Source organism: Streptococcus mitis (genome assembly GCF_965111735.1).
Classification (GTDB): domain Bacteria; phylum Bacillota; class Bacilli; order Lactobacillales; family Streptococcaceae; genus Streptococcus; species Streptococcus mitis_DR.
On the sequence record NZ_OZ217346.1, the window covers coordinates 1,790,458 to 1,813,483 of the forward strand.

General features: G+C 40.5%; 25 protein-coding genes. 7 read left to right on the top strand and 18 right to left on the bottom strand.

Annotation, left to right across the window (positions count from 1 at the left end; translation table 11 throughout):
• The first annotated feature begins 9 nt into the window (after positions 1–9).
• Positions 10–1,371, top strand: coding sequence for a bacteriocin secretion accessory protein (locus ACLV7W_RS08680; protein WP_223340332.1), 1,362 nt, complete (start codon positions 10–12; stop codon positions 1,369–1,371).
• Positions 1,372–1,427: 56 nt separating this feature from the next.
• Positions 1,428–1,583: a quorum-sensing system pheromone BlpC gene (gene blpC, locus ACLV7W_RS08685; RefSeq protein ID WP_223340333.1), complete on the top strand. Its 156-nt coding sequence runs from the start codon at positions 1,428–1,430 to the stop codon at positions 1,581–1,583.
• Between the two features lie 44 nt (positions 1,584–1,627).
• Here the strand turns inward: blpC and ACLV7W_RS08690 are convergent, their stop codons facing one another.
• Genes ACLV7W_RS08690 through ACLV7W_RS08700 form a run of 3 tightly spaced genes read right to left on the bottom strand, consistent with a single transcriptional unit; the run spans position 1,628 to position 4,062 of the window.
• On the bottom strand, positions 1,628–2,968 hold the full coding sequence (locus ACLV7W_RS08690; RefSeq protein WP_261029338.1) for a sensor histidine kinase: 1,341 nt from the start codon (positions 2,966–2,968) through the stop codon (positions 1,628–1,630).
• Between the two features lie 13 nt (positions 2,969–2,981).
• Positions 2,982–3,719, bottom strand: coding sequence for a response regulator transcription factor (locus ACLV7W_RS08695; RefSeq protein WP_411865819.1), 738 nt, complete (start codon positions 3,717–3,719; stop codon positions 2,982–2,984).
• A 4-nt stretch (positions 3,720–3,723) separates the two neighbouring features.
• Entirely contained in the window at positions 3,724–4,062 is a 339-nt protein-coding gene (locus tag ACLV7W_RS08700; RefSeq protein ID WP_125393115.1) for a LytTR family DNA-binding domain-containing protein, read from the bottom strand.
• Positions 4,063–4,338: 276 nt separating this feature from the next.
• Between ACLV7W_RS08700 and ACLV7W_RS08705 the strand changes: the two genes are divergently transcribed.
• Positions 4,339–4,668, top strand: coding sequence for a helicase BlpT (locus ACLV7W_RS08705; RefSeq protein ID WP_411865820.1), 330 nt, complete (start codon positions 4,339–4,341; stop codon positions 4,666–4,668).
• 62 nt (positions 4,669–4,730) lie between these two features.
• On the opposite strand, the gene ACLV7W_RS08710 is transcribed toward ACLV7W_RS08705, so the two are convergent.
• Positions 4,731–5,780 (bottom strand): ABC transporter permease, encoded by a 1,050-nt coding sequence (locus tag ACLV7W_RS08710; RefSeq protein WP_411865821.1) that lies wholly within the window; start codon positions 5,778–5,780, stop codon positions 4,731–4,733.
• Complete coding sequence (locus ACLV7W_RS08715; protein WP_000889954.1) at positions 5,777–6,508, bottom strand: ABC transporter ATP-binding protein; 732 nt, start codon at positions 6,506–6,508, stop codon at positions 5,777–5,779. Before ACLV7W_RS08715 ends, ACLV7W_RS08710 begins: the two co-directional genes overlap by 4 nt.
• 67 nt (positions 6,509–6,575) lie before the next feature.
• Between ACLV7W_RS08715 and ACLV7W_RS08720 the strand changes: the two genes are divergently transcribed.
• Both ACLV7W_RS08720 and ACLV7W_RS08725 read left to right on the top strand, forming a co-directional pair.
• Positions 6,576–6,986, top strand: a complete 411-nt coding sequence (locus ACLV7W_RS08720; RefSeq protein ID WP_001278317.1) for an HIT family protein — start codon at positions 6,576–6,578, stop codon at positions 6,984–6,986.
• A gap of 9 nt (positions 6,987–6,995) precedes the next feature.
• Positions 6,996–7,283 carry a hypothetical protein gene (locus ACLV7W_RS08725; RefSeq protein WP_411865822.1) on the top strand — a complete coding sequence of 96 codons (288 nt, stop codon included), beginning with the start codon at positions 6,996–6,998 and terminating at the stop codon, positions 7,281–7,283.
• 339 nt (positions 7,284–7,622) lie between these two features.
• Here the strand turns inward: ACLV7W_RS08725 and dnaJ are convergent, their stop codons facing one another.
• From dnaJ to ACLV7W_RS08780, 11 genes are all read right to left on the bottom strand, one after another.
• Positions 7,623–8,759: a molecular chaperone DnaJ gene (dnaJ, locus tag ACLV7W_RS08730; RefSeq protein WP_001066308.1), complete on the bottom strand. Its 1,137-nt coding sequence runs from the start codon at positions 8,757–8,759 to the stop codon at positions 7,623–7,625.
• 472 nt (positions 8,760–9,231) lie between these two features.
• Positions 9,232–11,055: a molecular chaperone DnaK gene (gene dnaK / locus ACLV7W_RS08735; RefSeq protein WP_261117559.1), complete on the bottom strand. Its 1,824-nt coding sequence runs from the start codon at positions 11,053–11,055 to the stop codon at positions 9,232–9,234.
• A gap of 254 nt (positions 11,056–11,309) precedes the next feature.
• Positions 11,310–11,834: a nucleotide exchange factor GrpE gene (gene grpE, locus ACLV7W_RS08740; RefSeq protein ID WP_000046041.1), complete on the bottom strand. Its 525-nt coding sequence runs from the start codon at positions 11,832–11,834 to the stop codon at positions 11,310–11,312.
• A 26-nt stretch (positions 11,835–11,860) separates the two neighbouring features.
• Positions 11,861–12,895 carry a heat-inducible transcriptional repressor HrcA gene (gene hrcA / locus ACLV7W_RS08745; protein ID WP_237447201.1) on the bottom strand — a complete coding sequence of 345 codons (1,035 nt, stop codon included), beginning with the start codon at positions 12,893–12,895 and terminating at the stop codon, positions 11,861–11,863.
• Between the two features lie 164 nt (positions 12,896–13,059).
• Complete coding sequence (locus tag ACLV7W_RS08750; RefSeq protein WP_020903112.1) at positions 13,060–13,569, bottom strand: DUF2812 domain-containing protein; 510 nt, start codon at positions 13,567–13,569, stop codon at positions 13,060–13,062.
• 34 nt (positions 13,570–13,603) lie between these two features.
• Positions 13,604–14,191, bottom strand: a complete 588-nt coding sequence (locus ACLV7W_RS08755) for a DUF2812 domain-containing protein (protein WP_411865942.1) — start codon at positions 14,189–14,191, stop codon at positions 13,604–13,606.
• Positions 14,191–14,511, bottom strand: coding sequence for a PadR family transcriptional regulator (locus tag ACLV7W_RS08760; protein ID WP_031233152.1), 321 nt, complete (start codon positions 14,509–14,511; stop codon positions 14,191–14,193). Before ACLV7W_RS08760 ends, ACLV7W_RS08755 begins: the two co-directional genes overlap by 1 nt.
• Before the next feature lie 122 nt (positions 14,512–14,633).
• The gene (glnA, locus tag ACLV7W_RS08765; RefSeq protein ID WP_261028198.1) at positions 14,634–15,980 is read right to left on the bottom strand and encodes a type I glutamate--ammonia ligase; all 1,347 of its coding nucleotides are present in this window, start codon (positions 15,978–15,980) and stop codon (positions 14,634–14,636) included.
• A 36-nt stretch (positions 15,981–16,016) separates the two neighbouring features.
• Entirely contained in the window at positions 16,017–16,373 is a 357-nt protein-coding gene (gene glnR, locus ACLV7W_RS08770) for a transcriptional repressor GlnR (RefSeq protein ID WP_261028196.1), read from the bottom strand.
• A gap of 76 nt (positions 16,374–16,449) precedes the next feature.
• Positions 16,450–16,977: an FUSC family protein gene (locus ACLV7W_RS08775; RefSeq protein WP_000119915.1), complete on the bottom strand. Its 528-nt coding sequence runs from the start codon at positions 16,975–16,977 to the stop codon at positions 16,450–16,452.
• 135 nt (positions 16,978–17,112) lie between these two features.
• Positions 17,113–18,309, bottom strand: a complete 1,197-nt coding sequence (locus ACLV7W_RS08780) for a phosphoglycerate kinase (RefSeq protein WP_084927015.1) — start codon at positions 18,307–18,309, stop codon at positions 17,113–17,115.
• A 239-nt stretch (positions 18,310–18,548) separates the two neighbouring features.
• Between ACLV7W_RS08780 and ACLV7W_RS08785 the strand changes: the two genes are divergently transcribed.
• Positions 18,549–20,180 carry a Na/Pi cotransporter family protein gene (locus tag ACLV7W_RS08785; RefSeq protein ID WP_049499742.1) on the top strand — a complete coding sequence of 544 codons (1,632 nt, stop codon included), beginning with the start codon at positions 18,549–18,551 and terminating at the stop codon, positions 20,178–20,180.
• Positions 20,181–20,276: 96 nt separating this feature from the next.
• Here ACLV7W_RS08785 and ACLV7W_RS08790 read toward each other — a convergent pair whose 3' ends face one another.
• Both ACLV7W_RS08790 and pepA read right to left on the bottom strand, forming a co-directional pair.
• Positions 20,277–20,573 carry an enterocin immunity protein gene (locus ACLV7W_RS08790; protein WP_045605599.1) on the bottom strand — a complete coding sequence of 99 codons (297 nt, stop codon included), beginning with the start codon at positions 20,571–20,573 and terminating at the stop codon, positions 20,277–20,279.
• A gap of 21 nt (positions 20,574–20,594) precedes the next feature.
• Positions 20,595–21,659 carry a glutamyl aminopeptidase gene (gene pepA / locus ACLV7W_RS08795; protein ID WP_000209170.1) on the bottom strand — a complete coding sequence of 355 codons (1,065 nt, stop codon included), beginning with the start codon at positions 21,657–21,659 and terminating at the stop codon, positions 20,595–20,597.
• A 295-nt stretch (positions 21,660–21,954) separates the two neighbouring features.
• On the opposite strand from pepA, the gene galE reads away from it, so the two are divergent.
• Positions 21,955–22,953 carry a UDP-glucose 4-epimerase GalE gene (gene galE / locus ACLV7W_RS08800; protein ID WP_033688137.1) on the top strand — a complete coding sequence of 333 codons (999 nt, stop codon included), beginning with the start codon at positions 21,955–21,957 and terminating at the stop codon, positions 22,951–22,953.
• Positions 22,954–23,026 lie beyond the last annotated feature (73 nt).

Genomic DNA, 23,026 nt, shown 5'->3' on the forward strand with positions numbered 1-23,026 from the left:
GAGAATGTCATGAATCCTAATCTTTTTAGAAGCGTCGAGTTTTATCAGAGACGTTACCATAACTATGCGACAGTGTTAATTATACCTCTTTCATTATTATTTACTTTCATCTTGATTTTCTCCCTTGTTGCTACAAAAGAAATTACTGTCACTTCCCAAGGGGAAATCACCCCTACAAGTGTCATTGCATCTATTCAGTCGACCAGTGATAATCCTATCCTTGCTAATCATTTAGTGGCAAATCAAGTAGTTGAAAAAGGGGACTTACTCATCAAATACTCTGAAACAATGGAAGAAAGTCAGAAAACTGCCTTAGAAACTCAACTACAAAGACTTGAGAAGCAAAAAGAAGGACTTGGAATTTTGAAACAAAGCTTAGAAAAAGCGACTGATCTTTTTTCTGGCGAGGATGAATTTGGCTACCATAATACCTTTATGAATTTTACTAAACAATCCCATGATATTGAGCTAGGCATCTCAAAGACTAACACTGAGGTTTCAAATCAAGCTAATCTTGCCAATAGCAGTTCATCAGCCATCGAACAAGAAATTACAAAAGTTCAACAACAAATTGGAGAATACCAGGAGCTGAGAGATGCTATCATAAATAAAAGGGCTCGCTTACCAACTGGCAATCCACATCAGTCAATTTTGAATCGTTATCTTGTAGCCTCACAAGGACAAACACAAGGAACTGCAGAGGAGCCATTTTTATCTCAAATTAATCAAAGTATTGCAGGTCTTGAATCATCTATCACAAGCCTCAAAATCCAGCAAGCTGGTATCGGAAGTGTAGCAACTTATGATAATAGTTTAGCAACCAAAATTGAAGTACTCCGCACTCAGTTTTTACAGACAGCCTCACAGCAACAACTAACCGTGGAGAATCAATTAACAGAATTAAAAGTACAACTAGATCAAGCAACGCAGCGCTTAGAAAACAATACCTTAACCGCTCCAAGTAAAGGTATCGTTCATCTGAACAGCGAATTTGAAGGTAAAAATAGAATTCCAACTGGTACAGAAATTGCTCAAATATTCCCTGTCATCACAGATACAAGAGAAGTACTAATCACTTACTACGTATCTTCTGACTATCTACCTCTACTAGATAAAGGACAAACTGTAAGATTAAAACTGGAGAAGATTGGAAATCACGGCATTACCATCATCGGTCAACTTCAGACAATTGATCAAACTCCTACCAGAACAGAGCAAGGAAATCTCTTTAAAGTAACCGCTCTTGCAAAACTATCTAATGAGGATAGTAAACTCATCCAATACGGCTTACAAGGTCGCGTCACTAGTGTAACTGCAAAGAAAACATATTTTGATTATTTCAAAGATAAAATTTTAACCCATTCTGATTAGTTTTCAGATAACACTCTATAACTATTTATTATCTTATCAAAAAGGAGAATCATAACATGGATAAGAATCAAAACCTAACTTCATTTCAAGAACTAACAGCTACCGAACTCAACCAAATTACAGGTGGAGGATGGTGGGAAGATTTCTTATACGACCTTAATATAATTAAGCATAACAATACGAAAGGACTTCATCATCCAATACAACTATAAAAAAATAAGACCGAGTAACAAGAACTCTCGGTCTTATTTTTTCATCATTCTGTAGGTATCATAGTAAGCACCTGACGAAAGACTTGATTTTGGCAGGTAGTATTGAGACTGGTATTGGGATGACTTTCCACAAGCTTCATAACGGTATAGAGACCAACTCCTCTCTCCTCCCCTTTAGAACTAACTCCAAAGGAGAAGATTTCAGAAATATCGATGCCCTCTTCTTTGATGGAATTTTCGATGATGAAGGTCTCCTGTGCTCCATTCTTTAAAAAGGCGATTGAAACATGAGATTGACTGGCCTCTACACTAGCTTCAATAGCATTGTCACAAAGGATAGACACAATGGTTAGAAAGTCAAGCAGGCTCATCCCCTCGACCTGAATCTCCTCAGGAACTTCGACATTAAAGATAATCTTCTTATCTCTGGCTTTTAGAAACTTTCCTGCTAGGAGACTTTTGAGGGCTTTATCACGAATATTCACTAATCGGCCCAGGTCATATTTATTGTCCTGCAATTTTTCACTAGAATCCTTTAAGACCGAATCGTAGACCTCTTTTATCTGCTCCATATCCTCCTCTTCAATGCCCAGACGTAAACTGGTCAAAAGGTTGGTGTAGTCATGGCGAAAGCTCCGTACTTCCTTGTAAAGTTCCTCTATATGTCGACTATAGCGCTCCATATCTCTATAGCGCAGGACCTGCTCTTGGTCCAGTCTCTCACGGAGTTTGTCCTTCCAATAGGTATCCAATTTCTTGATAATCCCCATAAAAAAGAGCAGGTAAAAGACTAGGATGAGATGGCGAACAGTCGTTGATTGAATACCTTGTTCATATTCAAGGTAAGATAGAGTTTGTATCACCAAATAGTAAGCCCCCATTATCCAGTTAATTTTAGTCAGGGACTTTTGAAAAGCTTTATCTAGAATCTCCCTTCTCAAGTTAGTGAAATCATAGTCTAACCATTTCAAAAAGGCTAGAGAAATGAAGAAATTGAAAATTATTATACACAACCAAATCAAAGAGTAATCATCATGTACTTGCCCTTGTCCCAAAAATGGAAGCACAAAATAAGAAAGACCTCTATAAAAGAGATTCACCAATATCATTGGAAAGAGACCATAAAAGAAGAGAAGTTTTTTAGGAAGCCCTCTTAACAGTAAGAAAGACAAGCCTATACCGTACAAGGGTTCCATAAAATAAAATAGGAAACTATCTCCTACCATATAGCCAATCATTAAAAAAACAAAGGCCAACAGTATCTTAAAAAGAAAGGCTTTAAAAATCCTCTCAAAAGTGAGACCAATTCCATCCACCTTAAAGAAAATGACAATTTCTAGTCCATGAGTAACAAGTGTATGCAATAATATCCAAGCAATATTCATAAACTCTCCTAGCTTAGTGTAAGTTATTGATAGCCTCAGACACTTCCCTGACCTTATAACGCGCGATTAGACAGCTTCCACCATTGGGAAAGAAAAGGAGTTTTTCTTTCTTATCCAAATGCACCACATTTGCAGGATTGATGAGAAAAGAGCGGTGGCAATGAAAGAGACGGGGTTCCTGCTTAAAAACCTCCTCTAAACTCGCCGTAAATTCCAGCCTGTCTGTCTTGGTATAGAGAATAACACGATGGGCTCTAGGCGACGTTTCGAGATAGTAAACCTCTTTAAAAGGATACTGGAATTGGGCAAATTTTGATTTAAAGTAAAAGCAATCTTCCGCCAGACTTTTACCATCTTGACTATTGGCATAGCGGAGGGCTGTCTCGATCCGAGATTCAAACTCCTCTGCCGACAAGGCCTTATCAATGTAGTCCAGAGCAGACACTTGGTAGCGAAAGGACAGGGGCATAAACTCCGAGTGAGTCGTCACAAAGACAATCAGGGCATACGGATCCCGATCCCGAATCTTTCTAGCCACCTCTAGACCTTTCATCTCCTCATTTCGAATCTCAATGTCCAAAAAGAATAGTTGATGCGCCCCCTTCTCATGCACCTCTGCCAGCAGTTGGTCTGGCTTGCCAAAGATCTCAAAAGAGCTGGGAGTGATATGATGTTCTTTCAAAAGTTTCACAATCGTCGTTTCAATCCTAGTCTGTTGGGAAAAATCATCTTCTAAAACAAATATTCTCATCTTCTTACTCTCCTTCTTTCAACCATTTTTGACGAATTTCTCTATAGCGACGTCTGGCATACTTGACAGCGTATTGACCTTCTTCTCCGAGAAAAAGGATTCTTTCTTGAAAATCAATCGATTTTAATTTATCAAGATTAACCAAACAATTTCGATGACATCTCATCAAGGTTTCCCCATATTGGTTCTCAAGATTACTTAAATTTTGAACCATATTAAAACTAGCTTCTTCTGTAACAATCTGTACAGTATGGGCTTTAGTTGGATGTGCTTGGATATAGTAGATATCGTCGACGTTTACTTTATAGGCTATTTTCTGTGTCTGAATAATCATATGTTTCATTGGATTCTCCTCCTAAGAAGAGAATAACAGAAAAAATCTAACACAAGCCCACCAAATCCTAAACAGTCTTTGAAAACTCCTAAAAGGATTATTTTTCTACAACATCATGATGGGCTTACCACTATTTTATCATAAAATCTTAACAGTACCATTCAGGAAATTTCAAGAACAATTAAAGATTTGATGGTGAAAAAGAAGATAAAAGTGATAGAATGACAGTATCAAAACACAGTTGCTAGAATCAAAACTAGCACCCAGATTAGAGGAGGAATTCTCATGACAGATACAGACCCTATCAAAAGAGCTCAGACTTTGATAACTGACTTAAACAAAGCCTATCAAGCATGCAAACAGGCAACCGCTGACGACGTCCGCTTTCAGGAGCAATTAAACTCTATTCTTGGTTTTTTAGCCAAGGCTGAGACAGTGGATAATCGAGTCTTGATTGAACTGGAAAAATTCTACCAGACTTCCAGTCTTCTCATGGGACTCAGCGCTCTTTATCCAGATGCTCCTACTCGCGCTGCTTGGCGGGCCTATGACCGTTTCCACTTTGACCAAGTCAAGACCAAGTTGAGTCTCTACGGACCAACCATTCTCTTGTAGAAAATAAAAGAAGCTGAGCTAGATTGAACTCAACTTCTTTTTTAGTATCATATAAGCAAGTTTTAGTCCTGCATCTGACGTTTTACCTGATAAGGTAAGTACAAGACTAGTAAAACCAAACCAGCTCCCAGTAAGGCTAGAAGGGCTAGTTTTTCTTGGAAGGTCACAAGGCCGACAACTAATTCCACAAGTAAAACAAAACTGGTCAATCCTCGGACAACCGCCTGCAAGCCTTTTTCCTTTTGCCCCTTGTCCAGTGGAAAAAGTTGAGTCAAATACTGGTAGTCAAAGGCGTGATAGAGAGCCAGCAACTGGAAGAGCAAGAGGTAGTTAAAGAGAACCACCACTGCTGTCGCAATCCAAGCTTGCTCGATAAAGACCTGCGCCAGCAAGGAAAGCAAGAGCAGACGAAGGCTGAGGGCAAAGAGGTCTCCATTTCGCAGATAAGAACGCAGATAGAGATTTTGCCAAATCTTTCCAGGCACCTTCTGAACAGCCTTTAGGATAAAGTCCAGATAGGCACGACGCTTGACGCTGTTTGAAATTCCCTTGACCTGCGTAAAGAGGGCAAAGAAACGAAGTAAGATTTGCTTACGCTTGCTTTCTTGAGAAATGACATAGTCCCAGTCCAGTCCAGTTTCAGTGAAAAATTTGCTGGCCTTTTGACGAAAGAGGAAATATTTACCTACCCCAAATAAAAGCACATAGACCAGAAAAACTGGCAAACCATAACCCATTGCCAAAAATAAGGGCGCAAATAAAAGTAAGAAAAGGGTCTGTACAAAGAGCCAAAAGACTAGGGAAATGGCAGTTTGACGCTTAAGATGGAGTTTGATTTCCTCTTCTCCGACTAAGAGAAAGAGCTTGTCCGGAGCCTCCATATAGGTAGCAATTCCTCCCCAAAGCAAAAGTAAAACAGAGGTAATTCCTACAAATAAAAGGATAGGCCAATGATTTTCAGGAAAATGTTGTAAGAGTTGACTGTACTGGTAGGCTAGAAAGCCCAACAAGACAAGCAGGAACAAGACAAAGTGGTCATTGAGCACATAGCGCAGATAACCGACACACTCCTTACGAAAAGCCTGCTTTCTCTTTAAAAACAAGTCTTTCATAGCTCCTCCTCTTTGGTCAGAGCCAAGTAAATATCATTCAAACTAGCCTCAGGCATATCAAAGGCTTCGCGCAGTTGCAGGAGATTTCCCTTGGCACGCACCTCTCCCTTGTGAAGAATGACAAAGGCATCACACATCTTCTCAGCCGAATCCAGCACGTGGGTACTCATGAGAATAGACTTGCCTTTTTGCTTTTCCACTTCCAAAAGCTGAATCAAGTCTGCAATAGCCAGCGGATCGAGCCCAAGGAAAGGCTCATCCACAATGAAAAGACTCGGATCCACCACAAAAGCACAGATAATCATGACCTTCTGCTTCATCCCTTTTGAAAAATGAACAGGGAACCAGTCTAATTTCTGGTCCAGACGGAACATTTTTAACAAGGGTTCTACTCGATCAAAAGCCACTTTCTGCTCAATACCATAAGCCATGGCAACCGTTTCGATATGCTCTCTGAGGGTCAATTCCTCATACAAGCTAGGTGTTTCAGGAATGTAGCCTATTTGCTTGCGGTAGCTCGTTGCATCTTCTTGCAGGGTCAAGCCATTGATATTGATGGAGCCACTATAAGGTGTCAACAGACCAATAATCTCATTGATTGTCGTCGATTTACCAGCACCATTGAGACCAATCAAACCGACCAACTGCCCACTTTCAACAGTAAAGGACACATCTTTCAAGACAGGGACATGGACATAGCCACCTGTCAGATTTTTAATTTCTAACATATTTTCTCCAAATCTGGTATAATGTAGCTATATTATATCAAAATTCAATACAGTAGAGGTAGATTTTATGTCAGATTGCATTTTTTGTAAAATCATCGCAGGGGAAATTCCTGCTTCAAAAGTATATGAAGATGAGCAGGTTCTTGCCTTTCTTGATATCTCTCAAGTGACACCAGGACACACCTTGGTCGTGCCAAAAGAACACTATCGCAATCTTTTAGAAATGGATGCTACTAGCGCCAGCCAACTCTTTGCCCAAGTACCAAAAGTAGCTCAAAAAGTCATGAAAGCTACCAAGGCTGCTGGTATGAATATCATTGCCAACTGTGAAGAAATCGCAGGGCAAACCGTCTTTCATACCCACGTTCACCTCGTACCTCGCTACAGTGCGGACGATGACCTCAAGATTGATTTTATCGCCCACGAACCAGACTTTGACAAACTTGCTCAAGTCGCTGAAACCATCAAAAACGCATAAGGAGTTGCTATGAAATTATCCAATCTACTGCTATTTGCAGGAGCTGCAGCCGGAAGTTATCTGGTCACAAAAAATCGCCAAACCATCACAGGTGAAGTCTTGAATACCACTGACCGTGTTCAAGCTATCAAGGATGATGTGGATATTATCCAAAATAGCCTGCAAATCATCGACCAGCAAAAAGAACTCATCAAGGAATATCAAGAAGACCTAACTTACAAGTTTAAGGTCTTGGAAAAGGATATCCAGACTAGACTAGCTGTTATCAAAGAAACACAGGAAATGGAAGATAAGTAAAAAGAGCCAATTGGCTCTTTTTAGTTTATAGATTTTTTAAGACTTTCCTTAAGTAATGACGGACGGTAGCGACCTTCTTCGAAGTTCCATACCTAAACTTTGAGCCTAGGTCTCAAAGTTTCCGAACACCTGAAATCAAACGGTTTCAGGTGTTTTCATTACGGCGGAAAGTCTGGGAAAGTATTTGATTTATACTCAATGAAAATCAAAGAGCAAACTAAGAAACTAGCCGCAGCTTGCTCAAACACTGTTTTGAGGTTGTAGATAAGACTGACAAAGTCAGTCACATATATACGGCAAGACGACGTTGACACGGTTTGAAGAGATTTTCGAAGAGTATTATTCTCCTTCAAAGGCATCTTTAATATGGTCAAAAAAGCCTTTTTTCTTTGGATTGACTTTTAAATCACCAGCAGCTGCGAATTCTTTAAGCGCTGCTTTTTGGCGGTCATTCAAGCCTGTCGGTGTTACGACATTAACGGTAACGTATTGGTCACCAACTGCACCACCACGAAGACTTGGAGCTCCCTTACCACGTAAACGGAATTTCTTACCAGTCTGAGTTCCCTCTGGAATAACCAATTCAACATCACCATGAACAGTTGGGATATCAACTGTGTCACCAAGAGCTGCTTGGACAAAGTTGAGGTTGAGATTGTAGAAGATAGTCGTTCCTTCACGTTCAAACTTGTCGCTGGCTTCCACAGAAACCACTACATACAAGTCACCGTAAGGTCCACCGTTAAATCCAGCTTCACCTTGACCAGCTAGGCGAATTTGTTGACCTGTTTCCACACCAGCAGGAATTTTTACATGTACACTATGGGCTTGTTTTTCATGACCTGTTCCGTGACAAGTTGTACATGGATCTTTGATTTCTTTTCCGCGACCATGACAGACATCACAGGTTACTTGACGACGCATCATACCAAGCGGAGTCTGCGTATCAACGTTAATAACACCAGCACCATGACAGCGTCCACAAGTGACTGGACTTGTTCCTGGCTTAGCACCAGAACCATTACATGTACTACAGCTTGCTTCACGATTGTACTTAACCTCTTTTTCAGCTCCAAAAATAGCTTCTTCAAAGGTCAAATTCACACGATACTGGAGATCATCCCCTTGACGAGGAGCATTTGGATTGCGTGAAGCACCGCCTCCGCCGAAGAAACTTGAGAAGATGTCCTCAAAACCACCGAAGCCACCTGCCCCATCGAAACCGCCGAAACCACCAGCTCCACCAAAACCACCGTTGGCTCCAGCAGCACCATATTGGTCATAGGCCGCACGTTTTTGATCGTCACTCAAAGTCTCATAGGCTTCCTGAACTTCCTTGTACTTTTCCTCAGCACCAGGCTCCTTGTTGATATCTGGGTGGTATTTTTTGGAAAGCTTACGATAAGCCTTTTTGATTTCGTCTGCCGAAGCGTTTTTTGACACCCCCAGACGATCATAAAATTCAGTATTGTTCATACAAGATACCAAGACCGTAAAATTCGACTGAAAAATAGGAAATCTGACGCTGGAGCGATGCTCCTAGACAGATTTATCTTTTTTCCGAGAATTTAGGTCGGGTTCAATTCCTTTCTGTTATATTGAGTAAGAAATTTGGGAACCCGTGTTCAGTTACGAACACCTTTGTTCCTTTCTATTGATATTTTGAATCAAACCTCGATTTAGGTCGGGTTCAATTCCTGTATTTCATATTGATGAGACAAACCCCAAATAAATCAGGTTTAGACCCTTTTTATCGAAAAACAGAGGCTGGGTTGCAACCTCTGGATTTCTTCCTATCATTACGACGTTCGAGTTTTAAAAATCAAACTAGTAATGCTAAATCGAGCACGCCCTAACCTCTTGGTGAAAAAGATAAATCTTCCTAGAAACTAAAGTTTCTGCGTCAGATTTCCTATTTTCACTGTGAGGTTTTAACGGGCTTTGCATCTTATTTTTCCGTAAACTCTCCGTCTACGACGTCATCGCCTGCGTTTCCTGTTGCTTGTGCACCTTCTGCTCCTGCTTGAGTTTGTTGGGCTGCTGCAGCTTGTTCGTAGAGTTTAACAGCAAGTCCTTGAGCTTTTTCATTCAATGCTTCAAGTTTTGCTTTCATTTCGTCCAAGTTGTTGTCTTCTTGAGCTTTCTTAAGATCATCAAGGGCAGCTTGGGCAGCGTCACGTTCTGCGTCGAAGCCTTTGCCTTCAGTTTCCTTAATTGTCTTTTCAGTCGCAAAGATTGCTTGGTCTACTTCGTTACGAAGGTCAACTTCTTCCTTACGTTTCTTATCTGCTTCAGCGTTCGCTTCTGCATCTTTCATCATGCGGTCGATTTCTTCGTCTGTCAAACCAGAGTTAGATTGGATGACAATTGTTTGTTCTTTTTGAGTTCCAAGGTCTTTGGCTTTAACAGATACGATACCGTTCTTGTCAATGTCGAAAGTTACTTCGATTTGAGGAATTCCACGAGGCGCAGCTGGGATATCAGTCAATTGGAAACGTCCAAGAGTTTTGTTATCTGCTGCCATTGGACGTTCACCTTGAAGAACGTGGATATCAACGGCTGGTTGGTTGTCTGCTGCAGTTGAGAAGACTTGTGATTTAGATGTTGGAATAGTAGTGTTGCGATCGATAAGTTTTGTGAAGACTCCACCCATTGTTTCGATACCAAGTGACAATGGTGTTACGTCAAGAAGGACAACGTCTTTGACATCACCAGTAATCACACCACCTTGGATAGCAGCACCCATAGCAACAACTTCGTCAGGGTTTACTGATTTGTTTGGTTCTTTACCAGTTTCAGCCTTAACAGCTTCTACAACGGCTGGGATACGAGTTGAACCACCAACAAGGATAACTTCGTCGATTTCTGACAAGCTCAAACCTGCATCTGAAAGGGCTTGACGAACTGGAACTTTTGTACGTTCAACAAGGTCACGAGTCAAATCATCAAATTTCGCACGAGTCAAAGTCATTTCCAAGTGAAGAGGTCCAGCTTCACCAGCAGTGATAAACGGCAAGCTGATTTGTGTTGAAGTTACACCAGAAAGGTCTTTCTTAGCTTTTTCAGCTGCATCTTTCAAACGTTGCATTGCCATCTTGTCAGTAGACAAGTCGATACCGTTTTCTTTCTTGAATTCTGCTACCAAGTGGTCGATGATTTTTTGGTCAAAGTCGTCACCACCGAGTTTGTTGTCCCCTGCAGTTGACAATACGTCGAAGACACCGTCACCCAATTCAAGGATAGATACGTCGAATGTACCACCACCAAGGTCAAATACCAAGATTTTTTCTTCTTTATCAGTCTTGTCCAAACCGTAAGCAAGAGCGGCTGCAGTTGGTTCGTTGACGATACGTTCTACTTCAAGACCAGCGATTTTACCAGCGTCTTTTGTTGCTTGACGTTGAGCGTCGTTGAAGTAAGCAGGAACTGTGATGACTGCTTTAGTTACTTTTTCGCCAAGGTAGTCTTCAGCATAACCTTTCAAGTATTGAAGAATCATAGCTGAGATTTCTTGTGGAGTGTATTCTTTTCCGTTAGCAGAAACTTTTTCAGAAGTTCCCATTTTAGATTTGATAGAGATGACTGTATCTGGATTTGTAACTGCTTGGCGTTTTGCAGCATCCCCAACGATGATTTCTCCGTTTTTGAATGAGACTACAGATGGAGTTGTACGGTTACCTTCTGGGTTTGCGATGATTTTTGATTCAGTTCCTTCAAGAACTGCAACTGCTGAGTTTGTTGTACCTAAGTCAATACCGATAATTTTAGACATGTGTTTTTCTCCTTAAATTTTATATTCTATTTTTCTTTTTGATACTCTTCTTAAGTGGCGGCGCCGTCAGAGCTTGACTTCGTCAATCTCTTTGACTAAACTTTGAGCCTAAGGTCTAAAAGTTTGCGCAAATAGCGCCACGGCGAAGAGTATCGTCTTTGGTTCGCTTCGCTCACTATTGCAAAGCCAAATATATTTTATCTTTCTTCATAGTTTATTGTCGTTTCGGACAAGTTTTTTTTAAGCTATCTAGCCTAGTTGTAAACCACCACCATTGCTGGGCGTAGGATGCGGTCATGGAGTTTGTAGCCTTTTTGGAAAACTTGGGCGATGGTATCTGCTGGGTGTTCATCGTCTGCTGGGAGAGTTTGGATGGCCATATGGTAGTTATGGTCAAATTCACCGTCAGCTGTGATTTCTTCGATTCCTTCTTCTTTCAAAGCGTGAATCAAGCTTTCTTGCACCATTTCCAATCCTTTTTTGACATCGTCTGTCAAACCTTCAACCGCGAGTGCACGCTCAAGGTTATCCAAAGAAGGGAGAATCGCTTTTGCCAAGTCCTGGCTACGATAACGTTGCAAGTTTTGACGCTCTTCATTGGCACGGCGTTGGATATTTTGCATTTCTGCATGAGCGCGAAGATATTTGTTTTCAAACTCATCTGCACGTTCATTTGCCAAGTCCAATTCAGATTTCTCAGGAGTTGTTTCTTCTACCGTTTCCACAACTTCCTCTTCTTGAACTTCTTCTACTTCTTCATTTTTTATATCTTGGGCCATTTTCGCCTCCTTTAATGATTTCAATCTTAATGTACTTCGTAATGATTACTGCTGAGGTAGCGGTAAAAATCTGTCAACTTCATGGTCAAAACACGGTTGACCACATTGACTTGGTTGATCAATTGCTGGTAATCCAGATTAACCGGACCGATAATGGCTAGAATTCCAACTCCCCGATAAGGAATAAGAAACTTGCTACTAATCACAGCTAGATCAGCTAGACAGGACTCTTGACTGTCTGCAACACGGACATTTTGCATCTGATCCTCATGCAGCCCCTCACGAATCTCCAAGGCCACCTTTTGCGGTTGGTCAAAGAACTGATAGGCTGCTAGAGTAGCAAAATTCAAGAGATTGACCTTGCCCGCCACCACAATGTTTTCGTTAAACATTTCCTTAAAAATGTGTTCAAAGAGATCGATGACATTGTCCGTTGTTGTAAAGTAACGCTGGATAATCTGCGGAATCTCCGTCCGAATCTTGTAGTGAATATCTAGAACGGTGTGACCGAGGAAACGTTCCTGAATGATGCTCTTCAGTTTCAGCAAATCCTCCTGCAAGAAGTTCCTTGGAATCAGAAACTGACTAGTAACCGTTCGCGACTCGTCTAGGGTGAATACTGCCAAGGCTGTATGTTGCCCCAAAACAACGATATCAAAGGCTGTCAAACGTTGCCTGCTCGGCTCAACATCCAGTGCTACTACCGTACAGCCACTCAGGTCTGTTAGCAGATTAGCAGCCTCTTGCAGAATATCCTCCAATTTGAAGAATTCCTGATCAAAGGCTTTGACAATCTCATAAACCTCATTTTCAGCCAATCGGTCAAAATCCAGTGAGTGTTTCACATAGTACTGAAAACCAGCAACACTTGGCATCCGACCACTTGAAGTATGGGCCTTCTCAAGCAAACCTTGCTTTTCTAAAGCCGCCATATCATTACGAATGGTTGCACTGCTAGAGTTAATAGACTCTTGCAAGGCTTTGGATCCGACAGGTTCGTGCGTTTTGGTAAAGATGTCAATAATCAGATTCAGAATATCCTGCTGACGCTCTGTAACCATCTCATCACTCCTCTCTGTCTGATCAATTAGCACTCGATACACCCAAGTGCTAACTTATGATTCTATTATACACCCTTAAAAGAGAATGTCAAGACAAAAACTCAAAAAATTAGCACTCTTTTGCCAAGAGTGCTAAAAATCAGTCTAAAGACCTAGAAACTTTACTATCCACCTACTTGATATTTCCTTTTTAATCTGAAATAACCATAGATTAGATAAGAAATCAGTAAAGCATACAAAACAAAAATAATGAAGAAAGATATAGAAAGATCTTCTCTAAACAAACTCATGCAAACAACAAGACCACCTAAGAAAGTAGTTGCACATAAACGAAGTCTATATTGTATAACTGCCCATCTGAGCCCCTTACTCATATAGACTTGATCCTCTGGAAGTAAATCAGAAGACGATTTACGAAGAATTGAACAAAAACCTGTTTCTATCAATTCCCAACCTCTATCTCTAAAATCTTGCAGTTCATGCTTATACTTTTTAAGAAATCTAGAATCATAGATACGGTAGATGACATCTTCCGGTTGACATTGGTCAAAATAGAAAAAACCAAAACAATTCCTACCATATTTCCAACCTTTCAAATGCATCTCATGTAAATATTCTTCTTCCTTGTCCAAATTAAGAATAGTGAAAATTCGAAATTCTACTCTGCTAACCATTGTATTACCCCAAAATTAGAAAACATGCCTGGTGTTATTTATTAGATAATTCTTTCCACTTTTGACTCAATCTCCACAAAACATAAGAAATCTGAATCGCATTAATTATCAATAAAACAAAATCTATTAAGACAATCAAAAACATGTCCCAACTGAAAGAACTATCTCCACTGACAAACTTTGAGAAAACCGGTAGTAGAGCCGAAAAGATAAGCAAAAAGATAAGCAAAATAGGAATCATCCGAATTATTAAAATCCGTTTAACCACAGCTAACTTCCCAGACGCATCATTATAAATTTCAAACTCGGCATCCGACTCAATTCCAGAATGAAGCTTTCTAAAGTAGGAAAAACCATTAAAGTCTGTAATATGCTCCCATCCACAGTCTTTAAATAATTGTAAATAGGAGGCTCTCTCTGATTTTTTCATAGGATAAAAGTCCAACTGATAAGACACCTGCTCCGGTTGGCACTTTTCAAAAGTATACTTAACCGCAACTACTAAGTTAGAGTAGGTCACTTCCTTGAGTTTCCAGCCCTCAGCATGCATTTTTCTAAGATATAAAGCCTCTCTATCATAATCCGCAATGGTAGCAATTCTATAAACAATTTTCTTTTCCATCATCCTTCCTCCCGACTATTTCTGTAGAGGCGTTCAATACGCTTCAATTCAATATCTAAGACTTTTCGTCCCAAGTCTGTAATCTGATAGATTTTCCGTTTTTCCTCTTCTCGGACAAAGGAAATCAAACCATCCTTTTCCATTTTTGACAAGGTTCCATACATAGTTCCAGGACTAATCGAAACTTGCAAATCTGTCATCTCCTTGACCTTTTGCGTAATACTGTACCCATGACCTTCCTTTTGCAGACAGAACAAGATATAAAAGCCCGTTTCCGTCATCGGAAGATAAACTCGACGAATCTTATCCGTTAATTCCATTTATAGCTACCTCCTATCCAGTTCGATATATCGCACTTCGTTATATAAAATATATCACACCTCGATATAAAATACAAGAAAAAAAGATTATCCTCACGGACAATCTTCCTTCTATATTAGTATTAGTAAAGGTCTAAATAATTATCAATTTCCCATTGTGAGACGAAGGTTGCATAACTTGCCCATTCAATTCGTTTGGCTTCAAGGAAACTAGTATAGATATGTTCTCCAAGAGCCGCTCTTACAACTTCATCTTCTGTCAAAGCTTTTAAAGCGTTGTGAAGGGTTGATGGAAGGTCCGTAATACCAGCTTCCTTGCGCTCTTCTGCTGTCATGATGTAGATATTTTCTTCGATAGGAGCTGGTGCTTCGATTTTGTTTTCAATACCATGCAAACCAACCTCCAAAAGAACCGCCATAGCGATGTATGGGTTTGCCATCGGATCCACTGAACGTAACTCAAGACGAGTTCCCATACCACGTGAAGCAGGAACGCGCACAAGTGGAGAACGGTTACGACCAGCCCAAGCAATGTAAACAGGCGCTTCATAACCTGGAACCAAACGTTTGTATGAGTTAACTGTTGGGTTCATGATGGCAGTATAGTTGTAGGCATGATTAATCAAACCGCCAAGGAAATGGTAGGCAGTTTCTGACAACTGCATTCCTTTCGGATCATTTGGATCAAAGAAGGCGTTGTTTCCTTCTGCATCAAACAAGGACATATTACAGTGCATACCTGATCCAGCAATACCAAATTTTGGTTTTGCCATAAAGGTTGCGTAAAGCCCATGTTTGCGAGCAATGGTTTTAACAACAAGTTTAAAGATTTGAATCTTATCACAGGCACGGAGAACTTCATCGTACTTGAAGTCAATTTCATGCTGTCCAACCGCAACCTCATGGTGACTTGCTTCTACTTCAAATCCCATTTTGGTCAAGACATTGACAATCTCACGACGTGTATTGTCCGCAAGGTCAGTAGGCGCCAAATCAAAGTAGCCCCCCTTGTCATTCACTTCAAGTGTTGGGTCTCCATTTTCATCCAACTTAAATAGGAAGAATTCTGGCTCTGGTCCAAGGTTAAAGGACTTGAATCCTACTTCTTCCATGTGACGAAGAGCACGCTTCAAATTGCCACGAGGATCACCTGCAAATGGCTCACCTTCTGTTGTATAGACATCACAGATCAAACCTGCAACACTTCCATTTTCATCTCCCCAAGGGAAGACTGTCCATGTATCCAAGTCAGGGTACAAGTACATATCTGACTCATTGATACGTACAAAACCTTCAATAGAAGATCCATCAAACATAGCCTTATTTGACAAGACTTTATCTAACTGTTCATCTGTAGCAGGAATTTCGACGTTTTTCATGGTTCCCAAAATATCTGAGAACATGAGACGAATAAAGGTAACATTTTTTTCCTTGACTTCACGACGAATATCTGCAGCTGTGATTGGCATGAGTTTTCTCCTTAATGTATAACTACTTGCGGTTGCCTAACCGCGACCAAAAGGTGACCGTACTGAAGTAAAGCGACCCTGTTGGAGGAGTTCATTATGAAGTGCACGACGCACCTCAGTCTGACTCACCGCTTTCTTGGATTTCGCTTCACGTTCAGCATATTTTTTCTTAATGGCAGCGATATTATAACCTTCAGAGATATAATCTTTGATCTCAAGCAGACGATCCATGTCATTCAAGGAATACATGCGACGGTTCCCTTCGTTTCGATCTGGCTTAATCAACTCTTGATCTTCATAATAACGAATCTGACGCGCCGATAGATCGGTCAACTTCATAACACTGCCGATAGGAAAAACAGCCATATTTCGGCGAAATTCTTTTTCCTTCATTTACAATTTCCTTCTTTCTGTCTATTATAGTCTAAAAAAAGACAAACGTCAAATGATAATGTTATAAAATGTAACATTATTTTTCTTTTTTCTCTAAAAAGAGCCGAATACGATCAATATCGTAATTTACAAGAATTGCGACAAAAACTCCCATGAAAGTTTCTGATACACGCGCAAATACGTACAAAATTGTCTCTCCGCTCGGAATCGATAGGGTAATGATTAACATAGCTGCTACACCACCAATAACCCCTGCTTTGTTATTCATGGCTACATTTGTCATAATGGTTAACATAGTGCAGATTGGAACAACTACCAAGGTCACCCAAAAGGCTTCGTGGAAAAAGGTATTTAATAAGAAGAAGACCAAGGCATAGAGGCCACCGATACTATTTCCTAGAATACGCGAAGTCCCAAAATGAACACTCTTATCAAAACTCTCCCTCAGGCTAAAAACGGCTGTCAAAGCACCGATTTGAAGACCTTTCCAGCCAAAAAAGCCAAAAATCAAGAGAACTAGAAAAACAGCAATACCTGTTTTAAAGGTTCGCATACCAAGTTTGAACTGGGATTTATCGAATTTATATTTTTTAAAATAACTCATAATCTCAACTTTCTATTTCCATTTTATCATAAATCGGTGATTTTTATGAGTAATAGTTGAGAGGAAGCGTTTTTATTTTAAGCAAAAGAAAAGAGGAACTTTCATCCCTCTCTTCTTTGATTTATTTATAAAATCTTATTTTTCTGTCAAGGCTGCAAGTCCTGGCAATACTTTACCTTCGAGAAGTTCCATTGAAGCACCTCCGCCCGTACTAATCCATGAGAATTTGTCTGCACGTCCAAGGTTGATCGCTGCGGCAGCTGAGTCACCACCACCGATGATTGATTTAACTCCTGGTTGTTTCACGATAGCGTCCATCACACCAATTGTACCAGCTTGGAAGTCTGGGTTTTCAAATACACCCATAGGTCCGTTCCATACAACTGTTTTCGCACCAGTCAAAGCTTCGTCAAATTTAGCGATAGATTTTGGACCGATGTCAAGACCAAGGAAGCCTGGATCCACTGCTTCACCTTCAGTGTCTTTCACTTCAGTGTAACCAGCAAATGCGTTAGCTTCTTTTGAGTCAACTGGCAAGATCAATTTACCGTTTGCTTTTTCAAGAAGAGCTTTCGCAACATCCACTTTGTCTTCTTCTACAAGTGAGTTACCGATTTCGATACCTTGTGCTTTGTAGAATGTGTAAGTCATACCACCACCGATAAGAACTTTATCAGCTTTTTCAAGCAAGTTTTCGATAACACCGATCTTGTCTGAAACTTTTGAACCACCAAGGATAGCCACGAATGGACGTTCTGGAGCTTCAACTGCTTCTTGGATGTAGGCAATTTCGTTTTCAAGAAGGAAACCAGCAACTGCTTTTTCAACGTTTGCTGAAATACCAACGTTAGATGCATGTGCACGGTGAGCTGTACCGAATGCATCATTTACGAAGATACCATCTCCAAGTGATGCCCAGTATTTACCAAGTTCAGGATCGTTTTTAGATTCTTTCTTGCCGTCAACATCTTCGTAACGAGTGTTTTCAACCAAGAGAACTTGTCCATCTTCAAGAGCGTTGATAGCTGCTTCCAATTCAGCACCACGAGTGACACCTGGGAAAACAACGTCTTGGCCCAATTTAGCTGCCAAGTCTGCTGCTACAGGAGCAAGTGATTTACCAGCTTTATCAGCTTCTTCTTTCACACGTCCAAGGTGAGAGAAAAGAATTGCACGTCCACCTTGTTCGATGATGTACTTAATAGTTGGAAGAGCTGCTGTGATACGGTTGTCGTTAGTGATTACGCCATCTTTCAATGGTACGTTGAAGTCAACACGAACGAGGACTTTTTTACCTTTCAAGTCAACGTCTTTAACAGTAAGTTTTGCCATGTTACAAAAACCCCTTTATTTATTTTATTCGAAACTATTATATCACACTTTGGAAATATAAGGAAAGATTTCACAAGATTTTTCGATATTTAATCTTTGTGGCATGCTAGAGTATATTATTTTTGCTTTTTCTAACGAATTTTCTTTCTAAAATCTTAGCTTAACACTTGTTAGATTTACTTTTATCCTTTAAAATAGAATAGGAGAAATTCCGTTATTATTTTTCGGAGGAAAAAGAAATGTCCATTAATTGGCAGGAAATTTTATTTCACTTTTTAGGTGGTCTGGGACTATTCTTATATAGTATCAAGACCATGGGAGACGGTTTGCAACAAGCTGCTGGAGATCGCCTTCGTTTTTACATTGACAAATATACCAGCAATCCGTTCTTCGGTGTGCTAGTTGGTATCGGTATGACGGCGCTAATTCAGTCAAGTTCTGGTGTCACAGTCATTACAGTGGGGCTAGTCAGCGCAGGACTTTTGACCTTGCGTCAAGCTATCGGTATTGTCATGGGTGCCAATATTGGAACTACCGTTACATCCTTTATCATCGGTTTTAAGCTAGGAGATTACGCCTTACCAATGCTTTTCATCGGAGCGATTTGTCTCTTCTTCACCAAGAATCGCTCTATCAATAACATCGGGCGTATCATTTTTGGTGTAGGTGGTATCTTCTTCGCTCTCAATCTTATGAGCGGTGCAATGGAACCTCTAAAAGACCTGCAAGTCTTTAGAGACTATATGGTTGAACTAAGTAAGAGCCCTATTCTAGGTGTCTTTGTCGGAACTGGACTAACCCTACTCATTCAAGCTTCTTCCGCAACTATCGGTATCCTACAGAATCTTTACGCAAGTGGTTTGATTGATCTACAAGGTGCCCTACCAGTCTTGTTTGGTGATAATATCGGAACGACCATTACAGCTATTATTGCTTCTCTTGGAGCCAATATCGCTGCCAAACGTGTTGCTGGTGCCCATGTCGCCTTTAACGTGATTGGTACGGTTATCTGTATTGTCTTCCTTGTACCTTTCACTGGCTTGATTCAATGGTTTGAATCTACACTCAATCTGGCTCCAGAAATGACCATTGCCTTCGCCCACGGAACCTTTAATATCACAAATACTATTATCCAATTTCCCTTCATCGGTGCCTTAGCCTACTTTGTAACCAAGCTCATCCCTGGTGAAGATGAAGTTGTGAAGTACGAGCCACTTTATCTTGATGAGCATTTGATTAAACAAGCTCCATCAATCGCTCTCGGAAATGCAAAGAAAGAACTACTTCACTTGGGAAATTATGCTTCCAAAGCCTTTGACCTTTCATACAACTACATCATTGACCTCAATGAAAAGGTTGCTGAAAAAGGCCACAAGACGGAAGAAGCCATCAATACCATTGATGAAAAATTGACTCGTTACCTTATTACTCTTTCAAGTGAAGCCCTTAGCCAGAAAGAAAGTGAAGTGCTGACCAACATCCTTGATTCATCCCGTGATTTGGAACGGATTGGGGATCACGCTGAGGCCCTAATCAATCTGACTGACTACCTTCAACGTAAAAATGTTGAGTTTTCTGAAGCTGCTTTGCAGGAATTGGCTGATATCTATCAAAAAACCACTGGCTTTATCAAGGATGCCCTTGATAGCGTGGAAAACAATGATATTGAAAAAGCTCAAAGTCTGATTGAACGCCATAAAGAAATCAACAATATGGAGCGTGTTCTCAGAAAGACCCACATCAAACGCCTCAACAAGGGTGAGTGTTCAACACAAGCTGGGGTCAACTTTATCGACATCATTTCCCACTATACTCGTGTATCTGACCACGCCATGAACCTTGCTGAAAAGGTCATCGCTGAACAAATCTAAGAACCAAGAAGCTATCCTGAATGGGATGGCTTTTTTCTTTTCCTAACCAAGAATTGCTTTTCTACCATATAAAAAATGCTTTGATCCACAATGGAATCAAAGCATTTTAAAGAGCTCCCCATACATAATCGCAGAAGCTGCAGTTCCTCTGTACTTAGCTTCTTCTCTTTTGATAAAGCGAGCCAAGTTGAGCAACTCAGGTGCCGGATGTTTAGGATTTAGGAGCAATTCACGATTGACTAGACCCGAGAGACGGACTGCCAGCAATTGCTCATTTGTAGAAGGCAGTTTTTTAGCAGTCTCTAGGAGAGCAGCAACTAAATCTTCACTCAAATCATGTCGAGCATGATTGTAAAGATCTTTTACAAGGCTTTCTAGGTTTGGTTCTACCATCCCTACCACCTCCCTTATGGTTTAATAATTTTTAATCAAATCAACTGTTGAACGATCCAATTTCTTCACCAAGGCTTGCAAGAAAGCTTGAGCTTCTAGGAAGTCATCCATAGCGTAGAGGGTTTGATGAGAATGGATATAACGAGCGCAAACACCGATTGTTGTAGATGGGACACCACCATTTTTCAGATGAGCTGCGCCAGCGTCTGTTCCGCCTTTTCCACAGTAGTATTGGTACTTGATACCAGCTTCTTCAGCCGTTGTCAAAAGGAAATCCTTCATACCTGGGAGAAGCAGGTGACCTGGATCGTAGAAACGAATCAAGGTTCCATCCCCAATCTTGCCTTGACCGCCATAAACATCACCTGCTGGTGAGCAATCAACTGCTAGGAAGACTTCTGGATCAAACTTGGTTGTAGATGTATGAGCACCGCGGAGACCAACTTCTTCTTGGACGTTAGAACCCAGATAGAGTTCATTGCCAAGTTTTTGACCTGACAGGGCTTCTGCCAACTCACTAACCATGAGCACACCGTAGCGATTGTCCCAAGCTTTTGAGATGATATTTTTTTCATTGGCTGTCAAGATTGCAGAACTATCTGGCACGATGGTGTCGCCAGGACGGATGCCAAAGCTTTCTGCCTCAGCCTTATCCGCAAAACCGCCATCAAAGACGATATCTGCAATGGCTGGCATAGTTGGTCCACCCTTTCCACGAGTCAAATGTGGAGGGACAGAACCCGAAATCACAGGAATTTCACGACCATCACGAGTCAAGAGTTTGAAACGTTGACTGCTGACTACCATGGGGTTCCAGCCACCAATTTCAACCACACGGAAGGTACCGTCTGGCTTGATCTCGCTGACCATAAAACCAACTTCATCCATATGAGAAGCGACCAAGACACGTGGCGCATCTGCAGCTTCTGAATGTTTGATACCAAAAATACCACCCAAGCCATCTGTCACCACTTCATCCACATGCGGTGTCAACTTTTCACGAAGATAAGCACGGACAGGCGCTTCATGACCTGAGATCGCAGCAAGTTCTGTTACTTCTTTGATTTTTGAAAATAATGTTGTCATTTCAGTTCCTTCTTTCTTTCATCCATTTTACCACTTTTTATAGGAGAAGGATAGCGGGAAGGTGGATTTCTAAATTAGTATCTTAGTCTTACTGTATCTTAGAAAAAGCTTGTATTTTCTTGCATGTGAGGTGAAATCTAAGAACTATTCCAAGATTAACCCAACTCTTAATTTCAAAACAAAAAAACAATTCAATACTATATTTGTTCAATTTTTTCATAAAATTTGCAGGAAATAGTTGACTTCACCTTCTTATTTCTTTAAAATAGTACAAAACTAGGAAAAGGAAAAAATCATGACCAAAACAATTCTTGTTACAGGTGGAGCTGGCTACATTGGCTCCCATACCGTTAAAGCTCTTTTAAATGCTGGCTACCAGGTGCATGTCCTAGATAATCTCTCTACAGGAAATCGTTCGGCTGTAGATAGTCGTGCTAGCTTTAAACAACTGGATGTTTATGATGCTAGCGCCTTAAAAGCTTACTTGGAAGAAAACAAGATTGACGCTGTTCTCCATTGTGCGGGTGAGATTGTTGTGAGCGAAAGTATTGAAAATCCAAGTAAATACTTCACTGCCAATGTTGCTGGTATGAACCAAGTTCTCAAAGTCTTATCTGAAGTTGGTATTCAAAAAATCATGTTCTCTTCTACTGCTTCCCTCTATGGCAATAACTGTATTGACAAGCCTGCAACTGAAGATACCCTGCTCGACCCTGTCAACCCTTATGCAGAAACAAAACTGATGGGTGAACGAATGATTTACTGGATGGCCAATCGCTACGATTGGAAATATGTCATTTTCCGTTACTTTAATGTAGCTGGGGCTGAAATGGATGCTTCAAACGGTCTACGTGTGAAAAATCCAACTCACATCATTCCCAATATCAACAAAACCGCATTGGGACAAAATGATAGCCTGAAAATATTTGGAGATGACTACGATACACGTGATGGTTCATGTATTCGAGATTATATTCATGTCTTGGATCTTGCACAGGCTCATGTTAAAGGAATGAACTACCTCTTTCAAGAAGACAGTTCTTCTCAAATATTTAACTTAGGAACTGAAAAAGGCTATACCGTCAAAGAAATCTTTAAAACTGCTGAAGAATTACTGAATCAAAAAATACCACACGAAATTGTTGCTCGCCGTGCTGGTGATCCAGCTAGCGTCCTAGCAGACGCATCAAAAGCTAAAAAATATCTTGATTGGAAAGCTAGCTACTCCCTCGAAGATATTATTTTATCGGATTATCATTGGCGTGTTAAAGAGGGGAAAAACATTTTAGAATAGGAAAACAGAGGAGAAGGTCCTGGTACTCTCTCCTTGTTTTATTCATTAAATTGTCAGAAAATTTATTGACAGA